The following is a 19,461-nucleotide window of genomic DNA, read 5'->3' on the forward strand; positions in this document are numbered from 1 at the left end:
TTGGTGCTTACGCACTTTTGGTAATTAGGACCACCGCTTCACATGCGATGCCCTCTTTGCGACCTGTAAAACCTAAACGCTCTGTGGTCGTCGCTTTTACATTCACATTACTGATGCTGGTTTCTAAGTCTTGTGCAATAGCTTGGCACATAGAGTCTATATGAGGCGCCATTTTTGGTGCTTGCGCCATGATAGTAATATCGGCATTACCAATCACGTAGCCTTGCTCTTTTACTCGACGATAAACATCTTTCAGTAGCTCACGGCTATCCGCACCTTTCCATTCGTCATCGGTATCAGGGAAATGACGACCAATATCACCCGCAGCAATCGCACCCAATAGAGCGTCACATAACGCATGAAGGGCAACATCACCGTCTGAGTGTGCAATAAGACCTTGCTCGTAAGGGATGCTTACACCACCAATAATTACCGGGCCTTCACCACCAAACTTATGTACATCAAAGCCATGGCCAATACGAATCATCATTATTCCTTATTCTGACTTAAATAGAACTCAGCAAGCGCTAAATCTTCAGGCTGAGTAATCTTAAAATTATCTGAACGCCCTGCCACTAAAGCGGGCGATAAACCTTTCCATTCAAAGGCTGAGGCTTCATCAGTAATTGAAGCGCCTTGTTGCAACGCCTCACTTAATGCCTTCCACAGAGGCTTTGCTCTGAACATTTGCGGCGTAAGTGCATGCCATAAATCGGCACGCTCAACGGTATGCTCGATCTGCCCTTGGGCACCGCGCTTCATCGTGTCACGAACTGGAGCCGCTAAAATAGCGCCCACATCATGGCTCATCGCGCCGGAAATTAGCTTGTCGATATCACTTAGCTGAACACACGGCCTTGCCGCATCGTGAACCATTACCCAATCACTAAGCTGCTGCTCAGCGATATAGTTTAGCGCAGAGAGTACAGAGTCCGCTCGCTCGCTTCCGCCTGACACTCTGATCACTTGCGGGTTCAGGTTGAGTGCTAGATCAGGGTAGTATGGGTCATCATCGCTGATCGCAACGACAATTTGAGCGACTTGTGGGTGAGACAGTAATTTCTCAATGGTGTGCTCTAAAATTGTTTTGTCGTGAATCTTGAGATATTGCTTAGGGCGGTCTGCCTTCATTCGGCTACCGACGCCCGCCGCAGGTACAACGGCAATCACGCTTTGAAGTTGAGTCGACATTAATGGGATTCCTCACCAATGATGCGATAAAACGTTTCACCTTCTTTGACCATTCCAAGTTCATGACGTGCGCGTTCTTCTATCGCGTCTAAGCCTTGGCGTAGATCGTCAATTTCAGCAAACATTTCTGCATTTCGAATATGCAGCTTTTCATTTACTTGCTGTTGAACTTGGATTTCGTTGTTCACACCGTAGTAATCAGAGATACCATTTTTACCGAGCCACAGTGTGTGTTGTAGCCAGCCAAACACTATGAGCAGTACTAAAGCAAAAATTCGCATAACACCTTTCGCCGGTTGAAAAAGAAGGAACTAGAATAAGGCACATATATACCATAATGAGCTTATTGGTGCGAGATATGTGGTGTCAGGGAATCAATAAGTCGGGGAGTCATTGTCAGGAAAACAATGAGATTCCCTACTCCTTCCTTCGTCAGTCTAGGGAATGACGAACTTTATATGTGACAAGGAGGAGCTTTAGAGCCTAGAGCTTCTTTCATTCAGTTTTCTACAGACAAAAAAATGCCCCGCATAAGCGAGGCATTCAAAAGTATTAGTGCATAATTCTAACTAGTTGGTGCTGTAGCAAGGCAACAAAGAAGATTCAGCTATGGAGCATAGTTTCCTATGTGACTTAGTGAATCTTCTGCAGTTAACGCAGCTACAGTGCCAAATAGGACGAATTATTGACCTTTAACTTCTTTAAGACCGTTGTAAGGAGCTTTAGAACCTAGAGCTTCTTCGATACGGATAAGTTGGTTGTACTTAGCAACACGGTCAGAACGGCTCATAGAACCAGTTTTGATTTGACCTGCAGCTGTACCTACCGCTAGATCAGCGATAGTTGCATCTTCAGTTTCGCCAGAACGGTGAGAGATTACTGCAGTGTAGCCAGCGTCTTTAGCCATCTTGATAGCAGCTAGAGTCTCTGTTAGAGAACCGATTTGGTTGAACTTGATAAGGATAGAGTTAGCTACGCCTTTCTCGATACCTTCAGCAAGAATCTTAGTGTTTGTAACGAACAGATCGTCACCAACGATTTGAAGCTTGTCGCCTAGAAGTTCAGTTTGGTGCTTGAAGCCATCCCAATCTGACTCGTCAAGACCGTCTTCGATAGAAACGATTGGGAAGTTGTTCGCTAGCTCAGCTAGGTAGTGGTTGAACTCTTCAGAAGTGAAAGTTTTACCTTCGCCCTTCATGTTGTAGATACCAGCTTCTTTGTCGAAGAACTCAGATGCTGCACAGTCCATAGCAAGAGTAACGTCTTTACCTAGTTCGTAACCAGCAGCTGCAACAGCTTCTGCGATAACTTCTAGAGCTTCAGCGTTAGACTTAAGGTTAGGAGCGAAACCACCTTCATCACCAACTGCAGTGCTGTAGCCTTTAGACTTAAGAACTTTAGCTAGGTTGTGGAATACTTCAGCGCCGATACGTAGACCTTCTTTAAGAGTTTTAGCGCCAACTGGTTGGATCATGAACTCTTGGATGTCAACGTTGTTATCTGCGTGCTCACCACCGTTGATGATGTTCATCATTGGTAGAGGCATAGAGAACTGACCAGCAGTACCGTTTAGCTCAGCGATGTGCTCGTATAGAGGCATGCCTTTCGCAGCAGCAGCAGCTTTTGCGTTAGCTAGAGATACAGCTAGGATAGCGTTCGCGCCGAACTTAGACTTGTTATCAGTACCGTCTAGGTCAAGCATGATTTGGTCAACGTCAGCTTGTGCTTTAGCGTCAGTACCAACTAGAGCTTCAGCGATTGGGCCGTTTACAGCTTCAATAGCTTTAAGAACACCTTTACCTAGGAAACGTGATTTGTCGCCGTCACGTAGCTCAAGAGCTTCGCGAGAACCAGTAGATGCGCCAGATGGAGCAGCAGCCATACCTACGAAACCGCCTTCTAGGTGTACTTCAGCTTCTACAGTTGGGTTACCACGTGAATCGATGATTTCACGACCTAGAACTTTAACGATCTTAGACATTGAATGTTTCCTTCTCGTTGAATATATAAATGTCAAATTTAAAGGTAGCAGCACAACTTACGCAGCTACCTGTATTCCTTTTTACTTCTCTAACTCGCCGCGCTGGAACTCACCAGCCGCTTTAACGAAACCTGCAAACAATGGGTGACCATCGCGAGGTGTTGAAGTGAACTCTGGGTGGAATTGAGCAGCAACGAACCATGGGTGGTTCGGGTTCTCAATAACTTCAACCAGTTTCTTGTCCGCAGATAGACCCGATACTTTTAGGCCCGCTTTTTCGATTTGTGGACGAAGATTGTTGTTCACTTCGTAACGGTGACGGTGACGTTCATGGATCGTCGCGCTACCGTATAATTCGTAAGCTTTCGTCCCTTTCGCTAGGTGACAAAGCTGTGAACCAAGACGCATTGTGCCGCCAAGGTCAGATGTTTCTGTACGCTCTTCAACTTTACCTTCGCCATCAGTCCACTCAGTGATAAGACCAACAACTGGGTACTTAGTTTCAGTACAGAATTCAGAAGAGTGTGCCCCTTCCATTTTCGCAACGTTACGAGCGTACTCGATAAGCGCTACTTGCATACCTAGACAGATACCTAAGTACGGTACTTTGTTTTCACGAGCGTATTGAGCAGCAAGAATCTTACCTTCAACACCACGATCACCAAAACCACCAGGAACTAGGATTGCATCTAGGCCTTCTAAAACCTCTACGCCACGAGACTCAACATCTTGTGAATCTACGTATTTAATATTAACGCTTAGGCGGTTTTTCAAGCCTGCGTGTTTTAGCGCTTCATTTACTGATTTGTATGCGTCTGGCAGTTCAATGTACTTACCAACCATACCAATCGTCACTTCACCCGTTGGGTTAGCTTCTTCGTAAATTACTTGTTCCCATTCAGACAGATCTGCTTCTGGAGCTGTGATGCCGAAACGCTTACATACAAGTTCATCAGTGCCTTGAGCTTTAATAAGCTGAGGGATCTTGTAGATAGAGTCAACATCGCGCATAGAAATAACTGCATTTTCTTGCACATTACAGAACAGAGCAATTTTCTTACGCTCGTTCGAAGGAATGTTGCGGTCTGAACGACAAACTAGGATGTCTGGCTGAATACCAATAGACAGTAGCTCTTTTACAGAGTGTTGCGTTGGCTTAGTTTTCACTTCGCCCGCAGCTGCTAGGTATGGCACTAGAGTAAGGTGCATGAACATTGCGCGTTCACGGCCTAGTTCTACTGCTAGCTGACGAATCGCTTCCATGAATGGTAGAGATTCGATATCACCAACCGTACCACCAACTTCAACGATCGCGATATCGTGGCCAGCTGCGCCAGAAATAACACGCTCTTTGATAGAGTTAGTGATGTGTGGGATAACCTGAATTGTTGCACCTAGGTAATCACCGCGACGCTCTTTTGCTAGTACGTCTGAGTAAACACGACCTGCAGTGAAGTTGTTACGCTTAGTCATCTTGGTGCGAATGAATCGCTCATAGTGACCAAGGTCAAGGTCTGTTTCAGCGCCATCTTCCGTAACGAACACTTCACCGTGCTGAGTCGGGCTCATAGTGCCTGGATCAACGTTGATGTAAGGGTCAAGCTTCATCATAGTCACTTTAAGACCACGAGCTTCTAAAATAGCCGCAAGAGATGCTGCAGCAATACCTTTACCTAGAGAGGATACAACCCCGCCAGTAACAAAAATGTAATTTGTCGTCATGTTTAACCTGAAATTGGTTGAATGAGGGAAATGGACTACTTCTGGACGGGATGAAAATATACCAGAAGCCCCTTATCGCCACAACGTGAAATCTATCACACTGCTATTTTTTATTTTTTGCTTCAAATCAATTCATGATAAAAGCTTTGGTTATCTTTTCTCCGCCACTTTGACTTCACCCCACATGGAATCAAGCTGTTGTAGTGAAAAATCGGTCAAATTTTTACCTTGCTGACGAACTTTTTGTTCCACCCCTTTAAAGCGACGCGAAAACTTGAGATTGGCTTTATTGAGTGCCGATTCTGGGTTTTTACCTAAATGTCGTACCAAGTTAACGGTCGCGAACAGTAAATCCCCCAGCTCTTCTTCAACCAATTCTTCGTTTGGCGTCACTTGAAGTGCTTCTTCTAGCACCTCGTCAACTTCCTCTAATACCTTATTGGCGACTGGGCCAATTGAGTCCCAATCAAAGCCATATTTCGCGACCTGCTTTTGAATTTTTGTAGCACGCGAAAGTGCAGGTAGAGAGTTTGGTATTGAGTCTAGAATACTTTCTTGAGTTTTGCCTGCTTGTGCTTTTTCTTTGGCTTTTTCCGCTTCCCAATTGGCATTGATTTCTTCATCACTGGCAAACTCAGTATCAGAGAACACATGCGGGTGACGGCGTGTTAGCTTTTCGTTAATGCCATCAACCACATCAGAGAACTCAAACAACCCCTGTTCTTTCGCTAACTGGCTATAGAAGATCACCTGAAACAACAAGTCACCCAACTCTTCTTGTAGGTTCGGCCAATCTTTGTTGTGAATCGCATCCACCACTTCGTACGTCTCTTCGATAGTATGCGGGACAATTGTTTCAAAATTTTGTTTTAAATCCCAAGGACAGCCACCTTCTGGATCGCGCAGCTTAGTCATAATTTGTTCTAGTTGTTCAATCGGGTGGCTCATGGTGCTTTCCTATTATTCTGTTTGATTGTTTTAATCTAATTCTTTTCTTAAAACTAAAAAAGGTGAGCAGCCAAAACCACTCACCTTTCTATTTTTCGTCATCTCCAAGAGTGAAGTATGAGCGAGTTGGGGATCTCAAACCGCTTGGCGAGATTCCCTATCACGTTCGTCCCTCACTGTAGGGAATGACATAAATGACACAAAAGGATCATCCAAGTCTCTTAACGCTCATTACATCTTTGATCTGTTCTACTCGACTTGTCACTCGGCTCAGAATCTCAATATTGGTCACTTCCAAATCGAAATCCATTACCGATAGCTGACGCTTGTAGTCGATGCGGCTCTTCATCGTGGTCACACTGATCTTCTCGTTCGAGAACAGTGAGGTGATGTCTTTCAACAAGCCATTACGTTCTAGCGCTTCAACACGCAGCGTTAGGATGTATGAGCCGACAAAGCCATTACCCCAAACGGTATCAATGATACGTTCTGGCGCATGCACGCTTAGCTCGCCTAGCTGTTCACAGTCAGCGCGGTGCACTGAGATACCACGACCTTGAGTGATGTAACCTTTAATCACATCACCTGGGATTGGCTGACAGCAACGCGCTAGGTGCGTCATTAGGTTATCAACGCCCTCAACCACTACCGCATCTTTCTTCGGACGACTCTGTTGTGCCGGCTTGTTTTCCGACTCAAGCAGTTTCTCTAGCGCTTTCTTGTCTTCTTCTTCCGCCGTTGGCTTATTCACTAGCGCATTGATGTGATTAACCACTTGGTTAATACGCAAGTCGCCACTACCAATACCTGCATAGAGTTCGTCTGGCGTATTCACGTTAAAGCGTTTTAGTGCGTATTGATCAGCATCTTTTAGGGTTGCGCCTACTTTCGCTAGCTCAACTTCCAGGATATCACGACCCGCTTCTAGGTTTTTCTCACGGCTTTGTGCGCGGAACCAAGCGTTGATTTTCGCTCGAGCTCGACCAGAATGAACAAAACCTGTGGTTGGATTTAACCAGTCACGAGATGGGTTCGGCTCTTTCTGCGTGATGATCTCAACTTGATCGCCCATCGATAGTTTATGAGTGAACGGTACGATACGCCCCGCTACTTTGGCACCGATACAGCGGTGTCCGACCATCGAGTGGATGTGGTAGGCGAAATCCAACGGGGTTGCGCCCATTGGTAAGTCGACCACGTCACCACGTGGAGTAAATGCGTATACACGGTCATCGAAGACTTGGCTACGTACCTCATCCAGCATCTCGCCAGAGTCCGACATCTCTTCTTGCCAGTCGATAAGTTTACGCAACCAAGTGATTTTCTCATCGTAGCCACTACGGCCGCTTGAAGCTCCTTCTTTGTACTTCCAGTGCGCCGCCACACCAAGCTCAGAGTCTTCGTGCATTTGCTTAGTACGGATCTGAATCTCAATGGTCTTGCCTTCAGGGCCAAGTACTACGGTATGAATCGACTGGTAACCATTTGGCTTAGGGTTCGCCACATAATCATCAAATTCGCTCGGGAGGTGCTTGTATTTAGTGTGTACCACCCCAAGGCCGGCGTAACAGTCTTGCAGCTGGTCAGCGATAATACGTACTGCTCGTACGTCAAAAAGCTCATCGAAGGCTAAGCCTTTCTTCTGCATTTTGCGCCAGATACTGTAGATGTGTTTTGGTCGGCCACTCACTTCAGCATTGATGTTTGAACGCTGCATTTCTGCGGTTAAATCATCAACGAAATCTGTGATGTATTGTTCACGAACGATACGACGCTCAGACAGCTGTTTTGCAATCTGCTTGTAGGTATCTGGTTGTTGGTAGCGGAATGCGTAATCTTCGATTTCCCACTTAAGTTGGCCGATACCTAAACGGTTTGCCAGTGGGGCATAGATGTTAGAACACTCTTTTGCTGCCGCACGACGCACAGCATCAGGTGCCTTTTTCACCTCAATAAGGTTACAGATTCGTTCAGCGAGTTTGATGACTACGCAGCGGAAATCATCGACCATTGCTAATAGCATGCGACGAACGTTATCGACTTGACCCGAGGCTGCACTGCCTTCAAGGGTCACGTTTAGCTGGCCCAAGGCCGCCATTTCTTCAACGCCGTCAATCAGCTTAACGATTTCTTTGCCGTAGCTTTCTTCGAAGGCTTCGCGTTCAAAAACGCCACTTGATACCACTGGGAAGAGTTGTGCTGCGACTAATGTTGCACGATCCATCGACAGCGTGACCAAGATTTCAATCATCTCGCGTCCACGCCATAGCAAGAGTGATGCTTGCTCGTGATCTTTTAATAGCTCTTCACAGTGACGATAAACTTTGTTCAGTTTATTCGAGGTTTTTGCGTCTTGCTTTAATGACGCAATCCAACTTTCTAGCTCAAACTGTTCGCTTGGGTTTAAATGTGCGCTTCGTACCGCAACCATCGTGCCTTCCTAGTTATTCTGTTTTATACCCAATTCAATATGACTAACTGGTTCCAAGTTAGTTCGACCATATTGATATCAGCGCAAGTGTCCCTGCGCCTTTGTCATTCATTTTTAAGCCTTATTTACGGGCCTTTAAGCCTTGATAAAGAGAGCCATCGATTCTAAATGGCTAGTGTGTGGGAACATATCCAACATACCAAGTTTGGCTAATTGGTAGCCTTGCTTTTCTAAGCTCTCTGAATCTCTAGCTAGAGTAGCAGGATTACACGAAACATAAACCACACGCTTCGCTCCTAACGCTGAAATTTGATCAACAACACCACTCGCTCCAGCACGAGCTGGGTCAAGTAAGATTTTATCAAATTTCTCTTTTGCCCAAGGCTGTGAAGATAAGTCTTCTTCAAGGTTAGCTTGGTAAAATTCCGTATTGCTTAACTGGTTTAACGCTGCATTAGATGCGGCTTGCTGAACCATTTCATCAACGCCTTCTACACCAACCACAAACGCCGATTGTTGCGCGATAGGCAGACTAAAGTTACCGAGACCACAAAACAGGTCTAGCACTCGCTCATCCGCTTGAGGCTCTAGCCACTCAATCGCTTGAGCCACCATCTGCTGATTCACTTTCTGGTTTACTTGGATAAAGTGGTTTGGCTCAAACGGTAACGTCACGCCAGTTTCGCTGTAAGAAGGTGTATCGCCGACTAAGCGAACCAACTTATCGGTTTCAGGCATCGAATACAGCGTAGCGCCTTCTTCTTTTGCTAACGCAATCAGCGCTTGCTCATCTTTTTCAACCAGAGGCTTAAGGTGACGTAGCACCATAACAGGGCCAGTATCGCCCAACACCAATTCAACGTGTCCTAAAGACGTAAGGCTGTTGAAAGTGTTCAGTAAATTTTTCAGTTTTGGCAGCAATACATTGAGGCGAGGATCAAGCACGGCACAGTCGGTGATGTTTTCAATCTGCTTACTCTGCTTCTTACGGAAACCAAACTGAAGCTGCTGTGTCTTCTTATCAACAAATAGGCTGATACGTGCACGACGTCGATAACCGGTTTCATCACCGACAATAGGTTGTGCAACTTCAGTGTTAGCTGTTTGGTATTGGCTCATAAGGTGCGTCAGAGATTGCGATTTATGCTCAACCTGAGAAGAGTAACCTAGGTGTTGAAGGTGACAGCCACCACACTGATTAAAGTGCTTACAAAACGGCTTTAAACGCTGCTCGCTCGGCTTCAATAACTTGATGAGTTTAGCTCGCGAAAACTTACTTTTGCTCTCAGTAAGTTGAATAACCACCTGCTCACCGGGCAATGCGCCATCAATGAAAACCGGTTTATTCTTTTGATAAGCGATGCCAGCGCCATTGTGATCCATTCGTTCAACCAAAACCGATTGATGCTTGGTCTCGAGTTGAGTTTTCTTTTTTGGTTGGAAAAAACGTGCCATTGCTTGTGCCTAATGTATCTTTTAATAAGTAATTGGTATCCAGGACTCACTATTATGTCTTGGAATCATTGTCGAACGTCACGGCTTTGATTAAGCTTACCGTTCACTTAACCGCCATTGTGTGCGTTATTTTCCCATATCCAGACCTCGATGTAATTAAAGAACATGACCAGATATGGCTTAAGAGCCCGTGTAATTACCTTAACTCTAGCTCCAACCCTGATTATTGGGTTGCTATTGAGTGCATTTTTCTCATTTAACCGCTATCAAGACCTTGAAGGTCAAGTGGTTAACACTGGTACTAGCATCATTGAGCCACTTGCGATTGCGAGTGAATCAGGCATGAAGCTCGAAAGTCGAGAGTCTGTTCGTCAGCTTATTAGCTATGCGCATCGAAAGAATTCTAAGCTAGTGCGCAGTATCGCGGTGTTTGATGAGCGTCATGAGTTGTTTGTAACCTCAAACTTCCACCCCGATTTTGAAAGCCTGACCTACCCCAAAGATAAACCGATCCCGCATTTAAGCTCATCGAACCTTCTCGATAATACGCTGATCCTGCGGACACCTATCATCGCCGAAGGCCAGTACATCAATTCAACCAACGGTCAGTCTCAAGCTAATCAAGCGATCGGCTACATTGCGATTGAATTAGATCTTTCATCACTTCGATTGCAGCAATATCAAGAAGTGTTCTCTGCATTCTTAGTGTTGATTCTCGGGCTTGGTTTATCGGGTGTGTTTGCGTTCCGCTTAATGCACGATGTCACTCAACCGATCACACACATGAAAAACATGGTCGACCGAATTCGTCGAGGTCACCTAGATGTGCGTATCGAAGGTAAGATGCATGGTGAGCTAGACTCGCTGAAAAACGGTATCAATGCGATGGCGGTATCGCTATCAGAGTATCACGTCGAGATGCAGCACAGTATCGACCAGGCCACATCAGATTTGCGTGAAACTCTTGAACAGCTAGAGATTCAAAACGTTGAGTTAGACATCGCGAAGAAACGCGCTCAAGAAGCGGCTCGTGTTAAGTCTGAGTTCTTAGCGAATATGTCTCACGAATTGAGAACGCCGCTGAACGGTGTGATTGGCTTTACTCGTCAAATGCTCAAGACTCACCTATCGAACAGTCAAACCGATTACCTACAAACCATTGAACGCTCGGCAAACAACCTGCTTAGCATCATCAACGATATCTTGGACTTCTCGAAACTTGAAGCCGGTAAATTAGCCCTAGAGAACATCCCATTTGAATTCCAAGCCAGCCTTGAAGAGGTAGTAAACCTTCAAGCAACCAACGCTCATGAGAAAGGCCTAGAACTGACACTGAAGATCGACCCTAAAGTACCGCCAGGTGTGGTGGGCGATCCACTGCGTATTCAGCAGATCCTAACCAACCTTGTTGGTAACTCAATCAAGTTTACCGAACGCGGCAACATTGATATCAGCGTTGAGCTTCGCTCACAAAGTGAAGACAACATCGAGCTGCAATTCATGGTTCGCGATACGGGTATTGGTATTTCTGAGCGTCAACAAGCTCAGCTTTTCCAAGCTTTCAGCCAAGCCGATGCAAGTATCTCTCGTCGTTACGGCGGTACAGGCTTAGGTCTGGTTATCACCCAAAAACTGGTCAGCCAAATGGGCGGAGAGATCAGCCTAACCAGTCGTCTTCACCAAGGCTCTACCTTCTGGTTCACCTTGAGACTATCAACGACTGATATGCCGATGACAGAGCTGATTGAGACGCAGTGTCTGCAAGACAAACAACTGCTGCTTATCGAGCCAAACATGCAAGCGGCATCGATTACTCAGCAAATCCTAACCCAAGAAGGCTTAGTGGTAACGTATCGTTCGGTGATGCCAGATGAGACGACCTCGTATGACTACGTTCTGCTTAACCTAGCCGCCAACCAAGAGTATCAATTTGATACTGTGAGTGGTTGGGCGATCGGTGCGAAGAAGATTGCTCAAAACGTGATTATTGGTACACCAAGTACCGAGCTAGCGTTGGGTGAGCAACTAATGAAAGAGGTCGATGTTCAGTGCATCACCAAGCCTCTTTCTCGTAAGAAGTTGCTGCAAACTCTGGTATCGAATCAGGCACCTACCTTGATTGCACCAGCGATTGAAACGCATTCTGAAGAGAAGTTACCGCTTACTGTGATGGCAGTAGACGACAACCCAGCCAACCTTAAGTTGATTACCGCGCTGCTTAAAGAGCGTGTAGAAACCGTCATCAGTTGTACCAGTGGTCAGCAGGCGATAGACAAAGCGACAGAGACGCCATTTGATATCATCTTCATGGATATTCAAATGCCACAGATGGACGGTGTAACCGCTTGTCAGAACATCAAAAAACTGGCGAACAATGCGAATACACCTGTAATTGCCGTGACCGCACATGCAATGATTGGCGAACGAGATCGACTGCTTGAAGCGGGCATGGATGACTACCTAACCAAACCTATTGAAGAGCATGTTTTACAGCAGGTTCTGATTCATTGGAGCTCGACCTCTGAGGTTGAGCACATCGAAAAAATAGATCCAGACCACCCAGCGGTCTCTGCTGAAGTCGACAACGGTCCGGTGTCAGAAACTGAAGCCAGCGTGCACACAAACATCATCATTGATTGGCAAGCTGCGATGAAACAAGCCGCCAATAAAGAAGACCTCGCACGCGATATGCTGCAAATGCTCGTCGACTTTATTCCAGAGGTGTATGAGGCAGCAGACAAAGCGATAGAAGACAGTGACTATCCAGTTGAAGAGCTGATACACATCATTCACAAGATGCATGGCAGCAGCTCGTACAGCGGCGTACCAAGGCTAAAATCGGTATGTGCGACAATAGAGAAAGAGCTGCGTTCAGGTACTTCTGTTGAAGACATTGAACCTGAGCTTTTCGAGCTTCAGGATGAATTAGATAAGGTTCAAGCAACCGCGATTCACTACTTGAAACAGGCGAAGGCCTAGCGGGTACTTGTTACTCACTAGTATTCTTTAGAGGGTTTACCCGCCAATAAAAAAGCAGAGCTCATGAGCTCTGCTTTTTTCTGTCTAGAGCCAAGAGCACTAGATATAAAGTCGCGATAATCTGTTTACGATTCGAGTAACACCGTTGCCACAGCGTAGTGACGCTCATCCGAGATAGTCAGATGAATCGATGTTGTGCCATTCGCCTCTGCGATTTCACGCGCTTTCTTGTGTAAGCTCAATACTGGCTTACCATGCTCATCGTTTGAAATCTCAAAGTCGTGGAAGGTAACACCCAGCGCAATCCCCGTACCTAACGCCTTAGATGCAGCTTCTTTAGCAGCAAAACGTTTTGCAAGGTAACGGCCTTTTTGCTTCAACTGTTGGAATACTTCAAACTCAGAATCCGTCAAAATACGCTGAGCAAAAGCGTCGCCACTTCGCGACAGCGCCTTCTCGACACGTTCGATTTCTGCGATATCTGTACCTAATCCAACAACTGCCATGTTTCCTCTACTACTTAACTTCTGTCTAATGATTAACTGTACATCGCTTAGTGCCGACGACTTGCCGAACTAAGCGTTGTTACGTGCTGTTTCCATGATTGCTTTCATGTCTGCAACGGCTTTGTTTAAGCCATCAAACACTGCACGTCCCATGATCGAGTGACCGATGTTCAGCTCGTAGATCTCTGGAAGTGCCGCAATCGGTGCTACGTTGTGGTAAGTCAGACCATGACCCGCATTGACTGTGATACCTAAGTCATCTGCATAGCTTGCGCCTGCTGCGATCTTCTTAAGCTCGTCTTGTTGATCTTCTTCTGTCTTAGCATCAGCATAGTGACCCGTGTGCAGTTCAATGAACGGTGCGCCACACGCTTTTGCAGCATCGATTTGCTCACGGTCAGCATCGATAAACAGAGATACCTTGATACCTGCTGCAGACAGTTTTTGTGTCGCCGCTTTGATCTTCTCTAGTTGACCAACTACGTCCAAGCCACCTTCAGTGGTTAGCTCTTCACGTTTTTCAGGAACCAGACAAACAAACTCAGGATTAGTATCGAGTGCAATTTGAACCATCTCGTCCGTTACGGCCATCTCCAAGTTCATGCGAGTTTGAAGTGTTTCAGCCAGAATACGCACATCGCGATCAACGATGTGACGACGGTCTTCACGCAGGTGAATAGTAATGCCATCTGCACCAGCACGTTCAGCGATTTCAGCTGCGTGTACTGGATCTGGGTATTTAGTACCACGTGCATTACGTAGTGTTGCAATATGGTCGATATTAACGCCTAAAAGGATTGAGCTCATTTTCCAATACTCCGTGCTCTGGAGAGGGCTATTGTTGGCATAAATAGCTCTCTACTTTTTAATGGTTTGCCGCCAAGATACGGCTTTAAGGCTATGCGTGTAAAGCGTTTTGCCGCTTTTAACTGCTCTTTAGTGATAAACCTACGTTCGCTGATTGCAATAAGTTCATCGCCCATAAAAGTCAGGTTATCTCGACGTACTGAAGCGATGAAACCTTTCTGCTCTCGATAGCGATAAGTCATGCTCGGATCAATCGCTTCGCCAGTGCCCGCGCAGTGTAAAAAGTCGACGCCGTAACCCATAGCAGATAATAGAGCCAGCTCAAAGCGACGCAGTGCTGGCTCAGGATTATCATTATGCGCCAGCTCTGTTAAAGCATGAAGATAGTCGTGAAAAAGTGCAGGCATCGGTACTTCCGCCATCAATACCCGACCGATAAGCTCGTTCACGTACATGCCTGAATACAGATTAATACCGGCGAGAGGGAGCCCCAAGCTGATGGGTTCAGCTTGGCGTAAGGTTTTCATCGAACCATTACCAGACCACTTAAGCAATAGCGGCGTAAAAGGTTGTAATGCACCTTTCAAATTGGAACGCTTGCTGCGAGCGCCTTTAGACATCAACGTCACCCGACCGAACTCTTCGCTGAAGACGTCCAAGATCAGGCTCGACTCACTGTATGGTCGACGGTGCAACACAAAGCATCGCTGTAACCCTTCGCTCAATCACTTACCCTTATTACAGATACAAAAAGAGAGAGTTCGCACTCTCTCTTGGATTTATCTTCAGTTCAACTTTCTTAATCTCAGAAAGTGACGTTCAATATATTATAGATCGTCGATGTAGCCTAACGAGCGAAGTGCACGCTCATCATCAGCCCAGCCAGATTTAACCTTGACCCAAGTCTCTAGGTAAACCTTACGGCCGAATAGCTCTTCCATATCGATACGCGCTTCACGACCAATCGTTTTGATCTTCTCGCCCGCTTTACCAATCACCATTTTCTTCTGGCCTGTACGCTCAACAAGAATCAGTGCATTGATGTGGAAGCCATCGTTATCTGGGTTGTAATCGAAACGTTCGATTTCAACCGTTACCGAGTAAGGTAGCTCGTCACCCGTAAAGCGCATCAGCTTTTCACGGATAATTTCAGAGGCCATAAAACGTTGCGAGCGATCAGTCACGTATTCTTCAGGGAAGTGGTGTGTCGCTTTAGGTAAATGTTCACGTACGTGCTTACGCAGTACATCAATATTTTTACCTTGCTTCGCTGAGATTGGCACTACATCAATGAAGTCCATCTTCTTAGAGACTTCCATCATGTGCTGCATGACGTTAGTACGGTCTTGAACGTTATCTACTTTGTTGATGCAAAGTACAACTGGGAAGTCAGTCTTCTTCAGTTTGTTCAGAACCATCTCATCGTCGTCAGTCCAGTGAGTACCATCGACAAGGAAGAATACTAGGTTTACATCACTCAATGAGCTGTTCGCCGCACGGTTCATCAAGCGGTTGATGGCACGCTTTTCTTCAATATGAAGTCCAGGAGTATCAACAAAGATCGCTTGGTAATCACCCTCAGTTTCAACGCCCATAATACGGTGACGTGTCGTCTGTGGTTTACGTGATGTAATAGAAATCTTCTGACCCAGAATATGGTTCAGAAGCGTCGACTTACCTACATTTGGGCGACCGACAATAGCGATGAAGCCACAGTGTTGGTTTTCCGGTAGGCCTGTTTTTTTGCTATCAGATGAAAAGAATGCATCGATATCGAAATCTTGGTTGTTATCAGACATTGCTTAGTTGCTCTAATGCTGTTTCAGCAGCCGCTTGTTCTGCCTTGCGGCGGCTAGTGCCTTTACCGATAACAGGTTTATCCACACCTGCCACTTCACACTCAACCGTAAACTCTTGGTTGTGTGCTTCACCTTTAATATTAGTCACTGTGTAGACAGGTAGAGGATTTCTTCGACCTTGCAAAAACTCTTGTAGGCGAGTTTTCGGATCTTTTTGAGATACTCCAGGCTGAATAGCATCTAGGCGAGATTGGTACCAGCTTAAAATAATGCCGCGAACCGTCTCGGTATCACTATCTAAATAGACAGCGCCGATGACCGCTTCAACCGCATCCGCTAGAATAGAATCACGACGGAAACCGCCACTCTTCAACTCACCTGGACCTAATTTTAAGTAATCTCCTAGTTCGAATTCACGACCTAGTTCTGCCAATGTATGACCACGTACTAATGTTGCGCGCATGCGGCTCATATCACCTTCGTTTACCTTAGGAAAACGGTGGTAAAGATCATCAGCGATAACAAAACTTAAAATTGAATCGCCCAGAAACTCAAGACGTTCGTTATGTTTACCTGCGGCGCTGCGGTGAGTCAGCGCCAAGTGGATAAGATCGGCATCATTAAACTGATAGCCAATCTTTCTCTCTAGTTTATCAATTGGAGAATTCATGCTCTCTCGATGTGTTATGTGATCGATTAATGAATCCCACCGATGCGATTAAAACGCACACCAGTAGGAATCCATGTTGGAAGTACACTGTCTGAACCGCGTTCGAATTCGAAGCTGATCCAAATAGCAACGGCCTTACCAACAAGGTTTGCTTCAGGGACAAAGCCCCAGTAACGGCTATCGGCACTGTTGTCACGGTTATCACCCATCACAAAGTACTGGCCTTCTGGAACGACCCATTCGTTAACACCATTGCGAGGCTGATATGCTTGCACACGATCGCGGCGCAATGGGTTAACTAAAATCTGGTGTTCTACGTCTCCAAGCTGTTCGTTCAGCTGAATCAGAGGCACACCATCTTGAATAAATTGGCTCTCTTCAACATTACTTAGTTTCACTGGTTCACAGCTACTTGTACCCTTCGCCTGAATGCAGATCTCTTTACGACTGCTGTAGCGAATCGTGTCACCTGGCATACCAACAACACGCTTAATGTAGTCGATGTTTGGCTGAGGTGGGTACTTAAATACGATTGAGTCACCGCGTTCTGGCTTGCCTGTTTCTACCAATTGAGTGCGCCATACTGGGTCTTTTAGACCGTACGCGTACTTCTCTACCAAGATGAAATCACCAACCAAAAGGGTTGGCATCATCGAGCCAGAAGGGATTTGAAACGGTTCATAGATGAATGAACGCAAGATCAAAACAAATGCAATTACCGGGAAAATGGACACACTGTTCTCAACCCACCAAGGTTGAGCCGTAACTTTTGCGCTAGTTTCAGCGTCTAGGCCATTCGATTGTGCTTCAACGTCAGCAAGCTTTTGCTGGCGCTTCTTCGCCCACACAAACTTTTCCAACGCCCATACAATGCCGGTCACTAGAGTTACGATCACTAAGATAAGCGAAAATGTATTAGCCATTGATATCCCTTAAATTTCATTTCTTTAAAAATAACGAAAGTGAAAGAGCATAACTCTTTCACTCTGCTTAATATTTCTAATTTGTATCAATCATGCTGACTAAATGCTGGGAAGATTACGCAGGAAAAATCGTTTAGTTCGAGGCGCAAAGTGCAGTGACTAGTGGGCCTAATTGCAATCTTTGCAACAAAGAAATAAACGATTTTAACCAGTAATATTCAGCAGATAGTTAGTGCGATTGATACCTAGTCTTTTCCAACGTGAAGGATTGCAAGGAAAGCTTCTTGAGGCAGTTCAACGTTACCGATCTGCTTCATACGCTTCTTACCTTCTTTTTGTTTCTTAAGAAGTTTCTTCTTACGACTGATATCACCACCGTAACATTTTGCGATTACGTTCTTACGCAGTTGTTTCACTGTAGAACGAGCAATGATGTGGTTACCAATCGCTGCTTGAATCGCGATATCGAACATCTGACGAGGGATGAATTCTTTCATCTTCTCTACCAGTAGACGACCACGAGACTGAGCAATATCTTTGTGCGTAATGATAGCTAGTGCATCAACTGTTTCGCCATTCAGCAGTACGTCTACACGTACCATGTTTGATGGCTCGTAACGTTGGAAGTTGTAATCCAATGATGCATAGCCGCGAGACGTTGACTTCAGACGGTCGAAGAAGTCTAGAACTACTTCTGCCATAGGAAGATCGTACGTCACAGCAACTTGGTTACCGTGGTAGACCATGTCTACTTGTACGCCACGCTTCTCAACACACAGTGTGATTACGTTACCTAGGTAATCCGAAGGTACCAGAATATTACAGCGTGCAATTGGCTCACGAATTTCTTCTAGGTCATTAACCGCTGGCAGTTTAGCCGGGCTATCAACGTAAAGAACCGTTTTATCTGTTCTTACAACTTCATACACTACTGTTGGAGCAGTTGTGATTAGGTCTAGGTCGTATTCACGCTCTAGACGCTCTTGGATGATCTCCATGTGAAGCATTCCTAAGAAGCCACAACGGAAACCAAAACCAAGTGCTGCTGAACTTTCTGGTTCAAAGAACAGTGATGCATCGTTCAGGCTTAATTTGCCTAACGCGTCACGGAAGTTTTCGTAGTCATCAGATGATACAGGGAATAGACCAGCGTATACCTGAGGCTTCACTTTTTGGAAACCAGGTAGACGTTCAGTGCTGCCGCCTTTTGCAAGCGTCAACGTATCACCAACTGGTGCACCTAGGATGTCTTTAATACCACAAACAACCCAACCTACTTCGCCAGTATTTAGCTCTGTAGTATCGATTTGCTTAGGCGTGAAGATACCTAGACGGTCAACACCCCATACTTGGTCTGTCGACATTACTTTGATCTTATCGTTCTTCTTCAGCTTACCGTTTTTGATACGAACCAAAGAAACTACGCCAAGGTAGTTATCGAACCAAGAGTCAATGATCAACGCTTGTAGAGGCGCTTCAGGATCACCTTCCGGTGGCGGGATTGCCGTCACGATGTTTTCTAGAACATCATCAACACCCAAACCTGTTTTCGCAGAACAGCGAGTCGCTTCCATCGCATCGATGCCAACGATCTCTTCGATTTCTTCAGCAACACGTTCTGGTTCAGCAGCTGGTAGGTCAATCTTGTTCAAGATTGGCACTACTTCCAGTTCCATTTCGATTGCTGTGTAACAGTTTGCTAGAGTTTGTGCTTCAACACCTTGGCCAGCATCCACTACAAGTAGTGCGCCTTCACAAGCCGCTAGAGAACGAGATACTTCGTAAGAGAAGTCTACGTGTCCAGGAGTGTCGATAAAGTTAAGTTGGTAAGTTTCACCATCTTTAGCTTTGTAATCTAAAGTCACACTCTGCGCTTTAATTGTAATACCACGCTCGCGTTCTATATCCATAGAATCGAGGACTTGAGCTGCCATCTCACGTTCACTTAATCCTCCACAAACTTGGATTAAGCGGTCAGAAAGGGTCGACTTACCGTGGTCGATGTGGGCGATAATCGAAAAATTACGAATGTGCTTCATAGGCTTGGTG

16 protein-coding genes are annotated in these 19,461 nt (G+C 45.7%); 1 reads left to right on the forward strand and 15 read right to left on the reverse strand.

The window, feature by feature from the left end; all coding sequences use genetic code 11:
- Nucleotides 1-7 precede the first annotated feature (7 nt).
- The 8 genes from ispF to rlmD all read right to left on the reverse strand — a co-directional run bounded on the left by ispF (nt 8) and on the right by rlmD (nt 9,728).
- Nucleotides 8-487: a 2-C-methyl-D-erythritol 2,4-cyclodiphosphate synthase gene (gene ispF, locus AB4486_RS05335; RefSeq protein ID WP_004739053.1), complete on the reverse strand. Its 480-nt coding sequence runs from the start codon at nt 485-487 to the stop codon at nt 8-10.
- A gap of 2 nt (nt 488-489) precedes the next feature.
- A complete protein-coding gene (ispD, locus tag AB4486_RS05340; RefSeq protein WP_017059032.1) occupies nt 490-1,191 on the reverse strand; it encodes a 2-C-methyl-D-erythritol 4-phosphate cytidylyltransferase in 702 nt (233 codons plus the stop codon).
- Complete coding sequence (gene ftsB, locus AB4486_RS05345) at nt 1,191-1,472, reverse strand: cell division protein FtsB (protein WP_010435786.1); 282 nt, start codon at nt 1,470-1,472, stop codon at nt 1,191-1,193. Before ftsB ends, ispD begins: the two co-directional genes overlap by 1 nt.
- 401 nt (nt 1,473-1,873) lie before the next feature.
- Complete coding sequence (eno, locus tag AB4486_RS05350; RefSeq protein WP_017059033.1) at nt 1,874-3,172, reverse strand: phosphopyruvate hydratase; 1,299 nt, start codon at nt 3,170-3,172, stop codon at nt 1,874-1,876.
- Nucleotides 3,173-3,253: 81 nt separating this feature from the next.
- On the reverse strand, nt 3,254-4,894 hold the full coding sequence (locus AB4486_RS05355) for a CTP synthase (RefSeq protein WP_017063214.1): 1,641 nt from the start codon (nt 4,892-4,894) through the stop codon (nt 3,254-3,256).
- 150 nt (nt 4,895-5,044) lie between these two features.
- Entirely contained in the window at nt 5,045-5,842 is a 798-nt protein-coding gene (gene mazG / locus AB4486_RS05360) for a nucleoside triphosphate pyrophosphohydrolase (RefSeq protein WP_017063213.1), read from the reverse strand.
- A gap of 208 nt (nt 5,843-6,050) precedes the next feature.
- Entirely contained in the window at nt 6,051-8,273 is a 2,223-nt protein-coding gene (relA, locus tag AB4486_RS05365) for a GTP diphosphokinase (protein ID WP_017063212.1), read from the reverse strand.
- 135 nt (nt 8,274-8,408) lie between these two features.
- A complete protein-coding gene (rlmD, locus tag AB4486_RS05370) occupies nt 8,409-9,728 on the reverse strand; it encodes a 23S rRNA (uracil(1939)-C(5))-methyltransferase RlmD (RefSeq protein ID WP_372116633.1) in 1,320 nt (439 codons plus the stop codon).
- Between the two features lie 165 nt (nt 9,729-9,893).
- Here rlmD and barA point away from each other — a divergent pair, with 165 nt between their 5' ends.
- Nucleotides 9,894-12,707: a two-component sensor histidine kinase BarA gene (barA, locus tag AB4486_RS05375; protein WP_372116635.1), complete on the forward strand. Its 2,814-nt coding sequence runs from the start codon at nt 9,894-9,896 to the stop codon at nt 12,705-12,707.
- A 125-nt stretch (nt 12,708-12,832) separates the two neighbouring features.
- On the opposite strand, the gene acpS is transcribed toward barA, so the two are convergent.
- The 7 genes from acpS to lepA all read right to left on the reverse strand — a co-directional run bounded on the left by acpS (nt 12,833) and on the right by lepA (nt 19,451).
- Entirely contained in the window at nt 12,833-13,213 is a 381-nt protein-coding gene (gene acpS, locus AB4486_RS05380; protein WP_017059039.1) for a holo-ACP synthase, read from the reverse strand.
- Nucleotides 13,214-13,282: 69 nt separating this feature from the next.
- Complete coding sequence (gene pdxJ / locus AB4486_RS05385; RefSeq protein ID WP_017059040.1) at nt 13,283-14,020, reverse strand: pyridoxine 5'-phosphate synthase; 738 nt, start codon at nt 14,018-14,020, stop codon at nt 13,283-13,285.
- A complete protein-coding gene (gene recO, locus AB4486_RS05390) occupies nt 14,017-14,745 on the reverse strand; it encodes a DNA repair protein RecO (RefSeq protein WP_019826299.1) in 729 nt (242 codons plus the stop codon). Before recO ends, pdxJ begins: the two co-directional genes overlap by 4 nt.
- A 102-nt stretch (nt 14,746-14,847) precedes the next feature.
- Nucleotides 14,848-15,819, reverse strand: a complete 972-nt coding sequence (era, locus tag AB4486_RS05395; RefSeq protein WP_017059042.1) for a GTPase Era — start codon at nt 15,817-15,819, stop codon at nt 14,848-14,850.
- Nucleotides 15,812-16,489 (reverse strand): ribonuclease III, encoded by a 678-nt coding sequence (gene rnc, locus AB4486_RS05400; RefSeq protein WP_017066012.1) that lies wholly within the window; start codon nt 16,487-16,489, stop codon nt 15,812-15,814. Before rnc ends, era begins: the two co-directional genes overlap by 8 nt.
- A 26-nt stretch (nt 16,490-16,515) precedes the next feature.
- Nucleotides 16,516-17,412: a signal peptidase I gene (lepB, locus tag AB4486_RS05405; protein WP_017066013.1), complete on the reverse strand. Its 897-nt coding sequence runs from the start codon at nt 17,410-17,412 to the stop codon at nt 16,516-16,518.
- Nucleotides 17,413-17,657: 245 nt separating this feature from the next.
- Nucleotides 17,658-19,451, reverse strand: a complete 1,794-nt coding sequence (gene lepA, locus AB4486_RS05410; RefSeq protein WP_372116637.1) for a translation elongation factor 4 — start codon at nt 19,449-19,451, stop codon at nt 17,658-17,660.
- Nucleotides 19,452-19,461 lie beyond the last annotated feature (10 nt).

It is taken from the genome of Vibrio sp. 10N.222.55.C6 (genome assembly GCF_041473395.1).
GTDB classification, from domain to species: Bacteria; Pseudomonadota; Gammaproteobacteria; order Enterobacterales; family Vibrionaceae; genus Vibrio; species Vibrio crassostreae_C.

Bases quoted from the DNA above. Each gene is read 5' to 3' on its own strand.
- acpS (WP_017059039.1), bottom strand. From the start codon at position 13,213: ATGGCAGTTGTTGGATTAGGTACAGATATCGCAGAAATCGAACGTGTC.
- AB4486_RS05355 (WP_017063214.1), bottom strand. From the start codon at position 4,894: ATGACGACAAATTACATTTTTGTTACTGGCGGGGTTGTATCCTCTCTA.
- barA (WP_372116635.1), top strand. From the start codon at position 9,894: ATGACCAGATATGGCTTAAGAGCCCGTGTAATTACCTTAACTCTAGCT.
- era (WP_017059042.1), bottom strand. From the start codon at position 15,819: ATGTCTGATAACAACCAAGATTTCGATATCGATGCATTCTTTTCATCT.
- rlmD (WP_372116633.1), bottom strand. From the start codon at position 9,728: ATGGCACGTTTTTTCCAACCAAAAAAGAAAACTCAACTCGAGACCAAG.
- ispD (WP_017059032.1), bottom strand. From the start codon at position 1,191: ATGTCGACTCAACTTCAAAGCGTGATTGCCGTTGTACCTGCGGCGGGC.
- ftsB (WP_010435786.1), bottom strand. From the start codon at position 1,472: ATGCGAATTTTTGCTTTAGTACTGCTCATAGTGTTTGGCTGGCTACAA.
- lepA (WP_372116637.1), bottom strand. From the start codon at position 19,451: ATGAAGCACATTCGTAATTTTTCGATTATCGCCCACATCGACCACGGT.
- rnc (WP_017066012.1), bottom strand. From the start codon at position 16,489: ATGAATTCTCCAATTGATAAACTAGAGAGAAAGATTGGCTATCAGTTT.
- ispF (WP_004739053.1), bottom strand. From the start codon at position 487: ATGATTCGTATTGGCCATGGCTTTGATGTACATAAGTTTGGTGGTGAA.
- pdxJ (WP_017059040.1), bottom strand. From the start codon at position 14,020: ATGAGCTCAATCCTTTTAGGCGTTAATATCGACCATATTGCAACACTA.
- relA (WP_017063212.1), bottom strand. From the start codon at position 8,273: ATGGTTGCGGTACGAAGCGCACATTTAAACCCAAGCGAACAGTTTGAG.
- eno (WP_017059033.1), bottom strand. From the start codon at position 3,172: ATGTCTAAGATCGTTAAAGTTCTAGGTCGTGAAATCATCGATTCACGT.
- mazG (WP_017063213.1), bottom strand. From the start codon at position 5,842: ATGAGCCACCCGATTGAACAACTAGAACAAATTATGACTAAGCTGCGC.
- lepB (WP_017066013.1), bottom strand. From the start codon at position 17,412: ATGGCTAATACATTTTCGCTTATCTTAGTGATCGTAACTCTAGTGACC.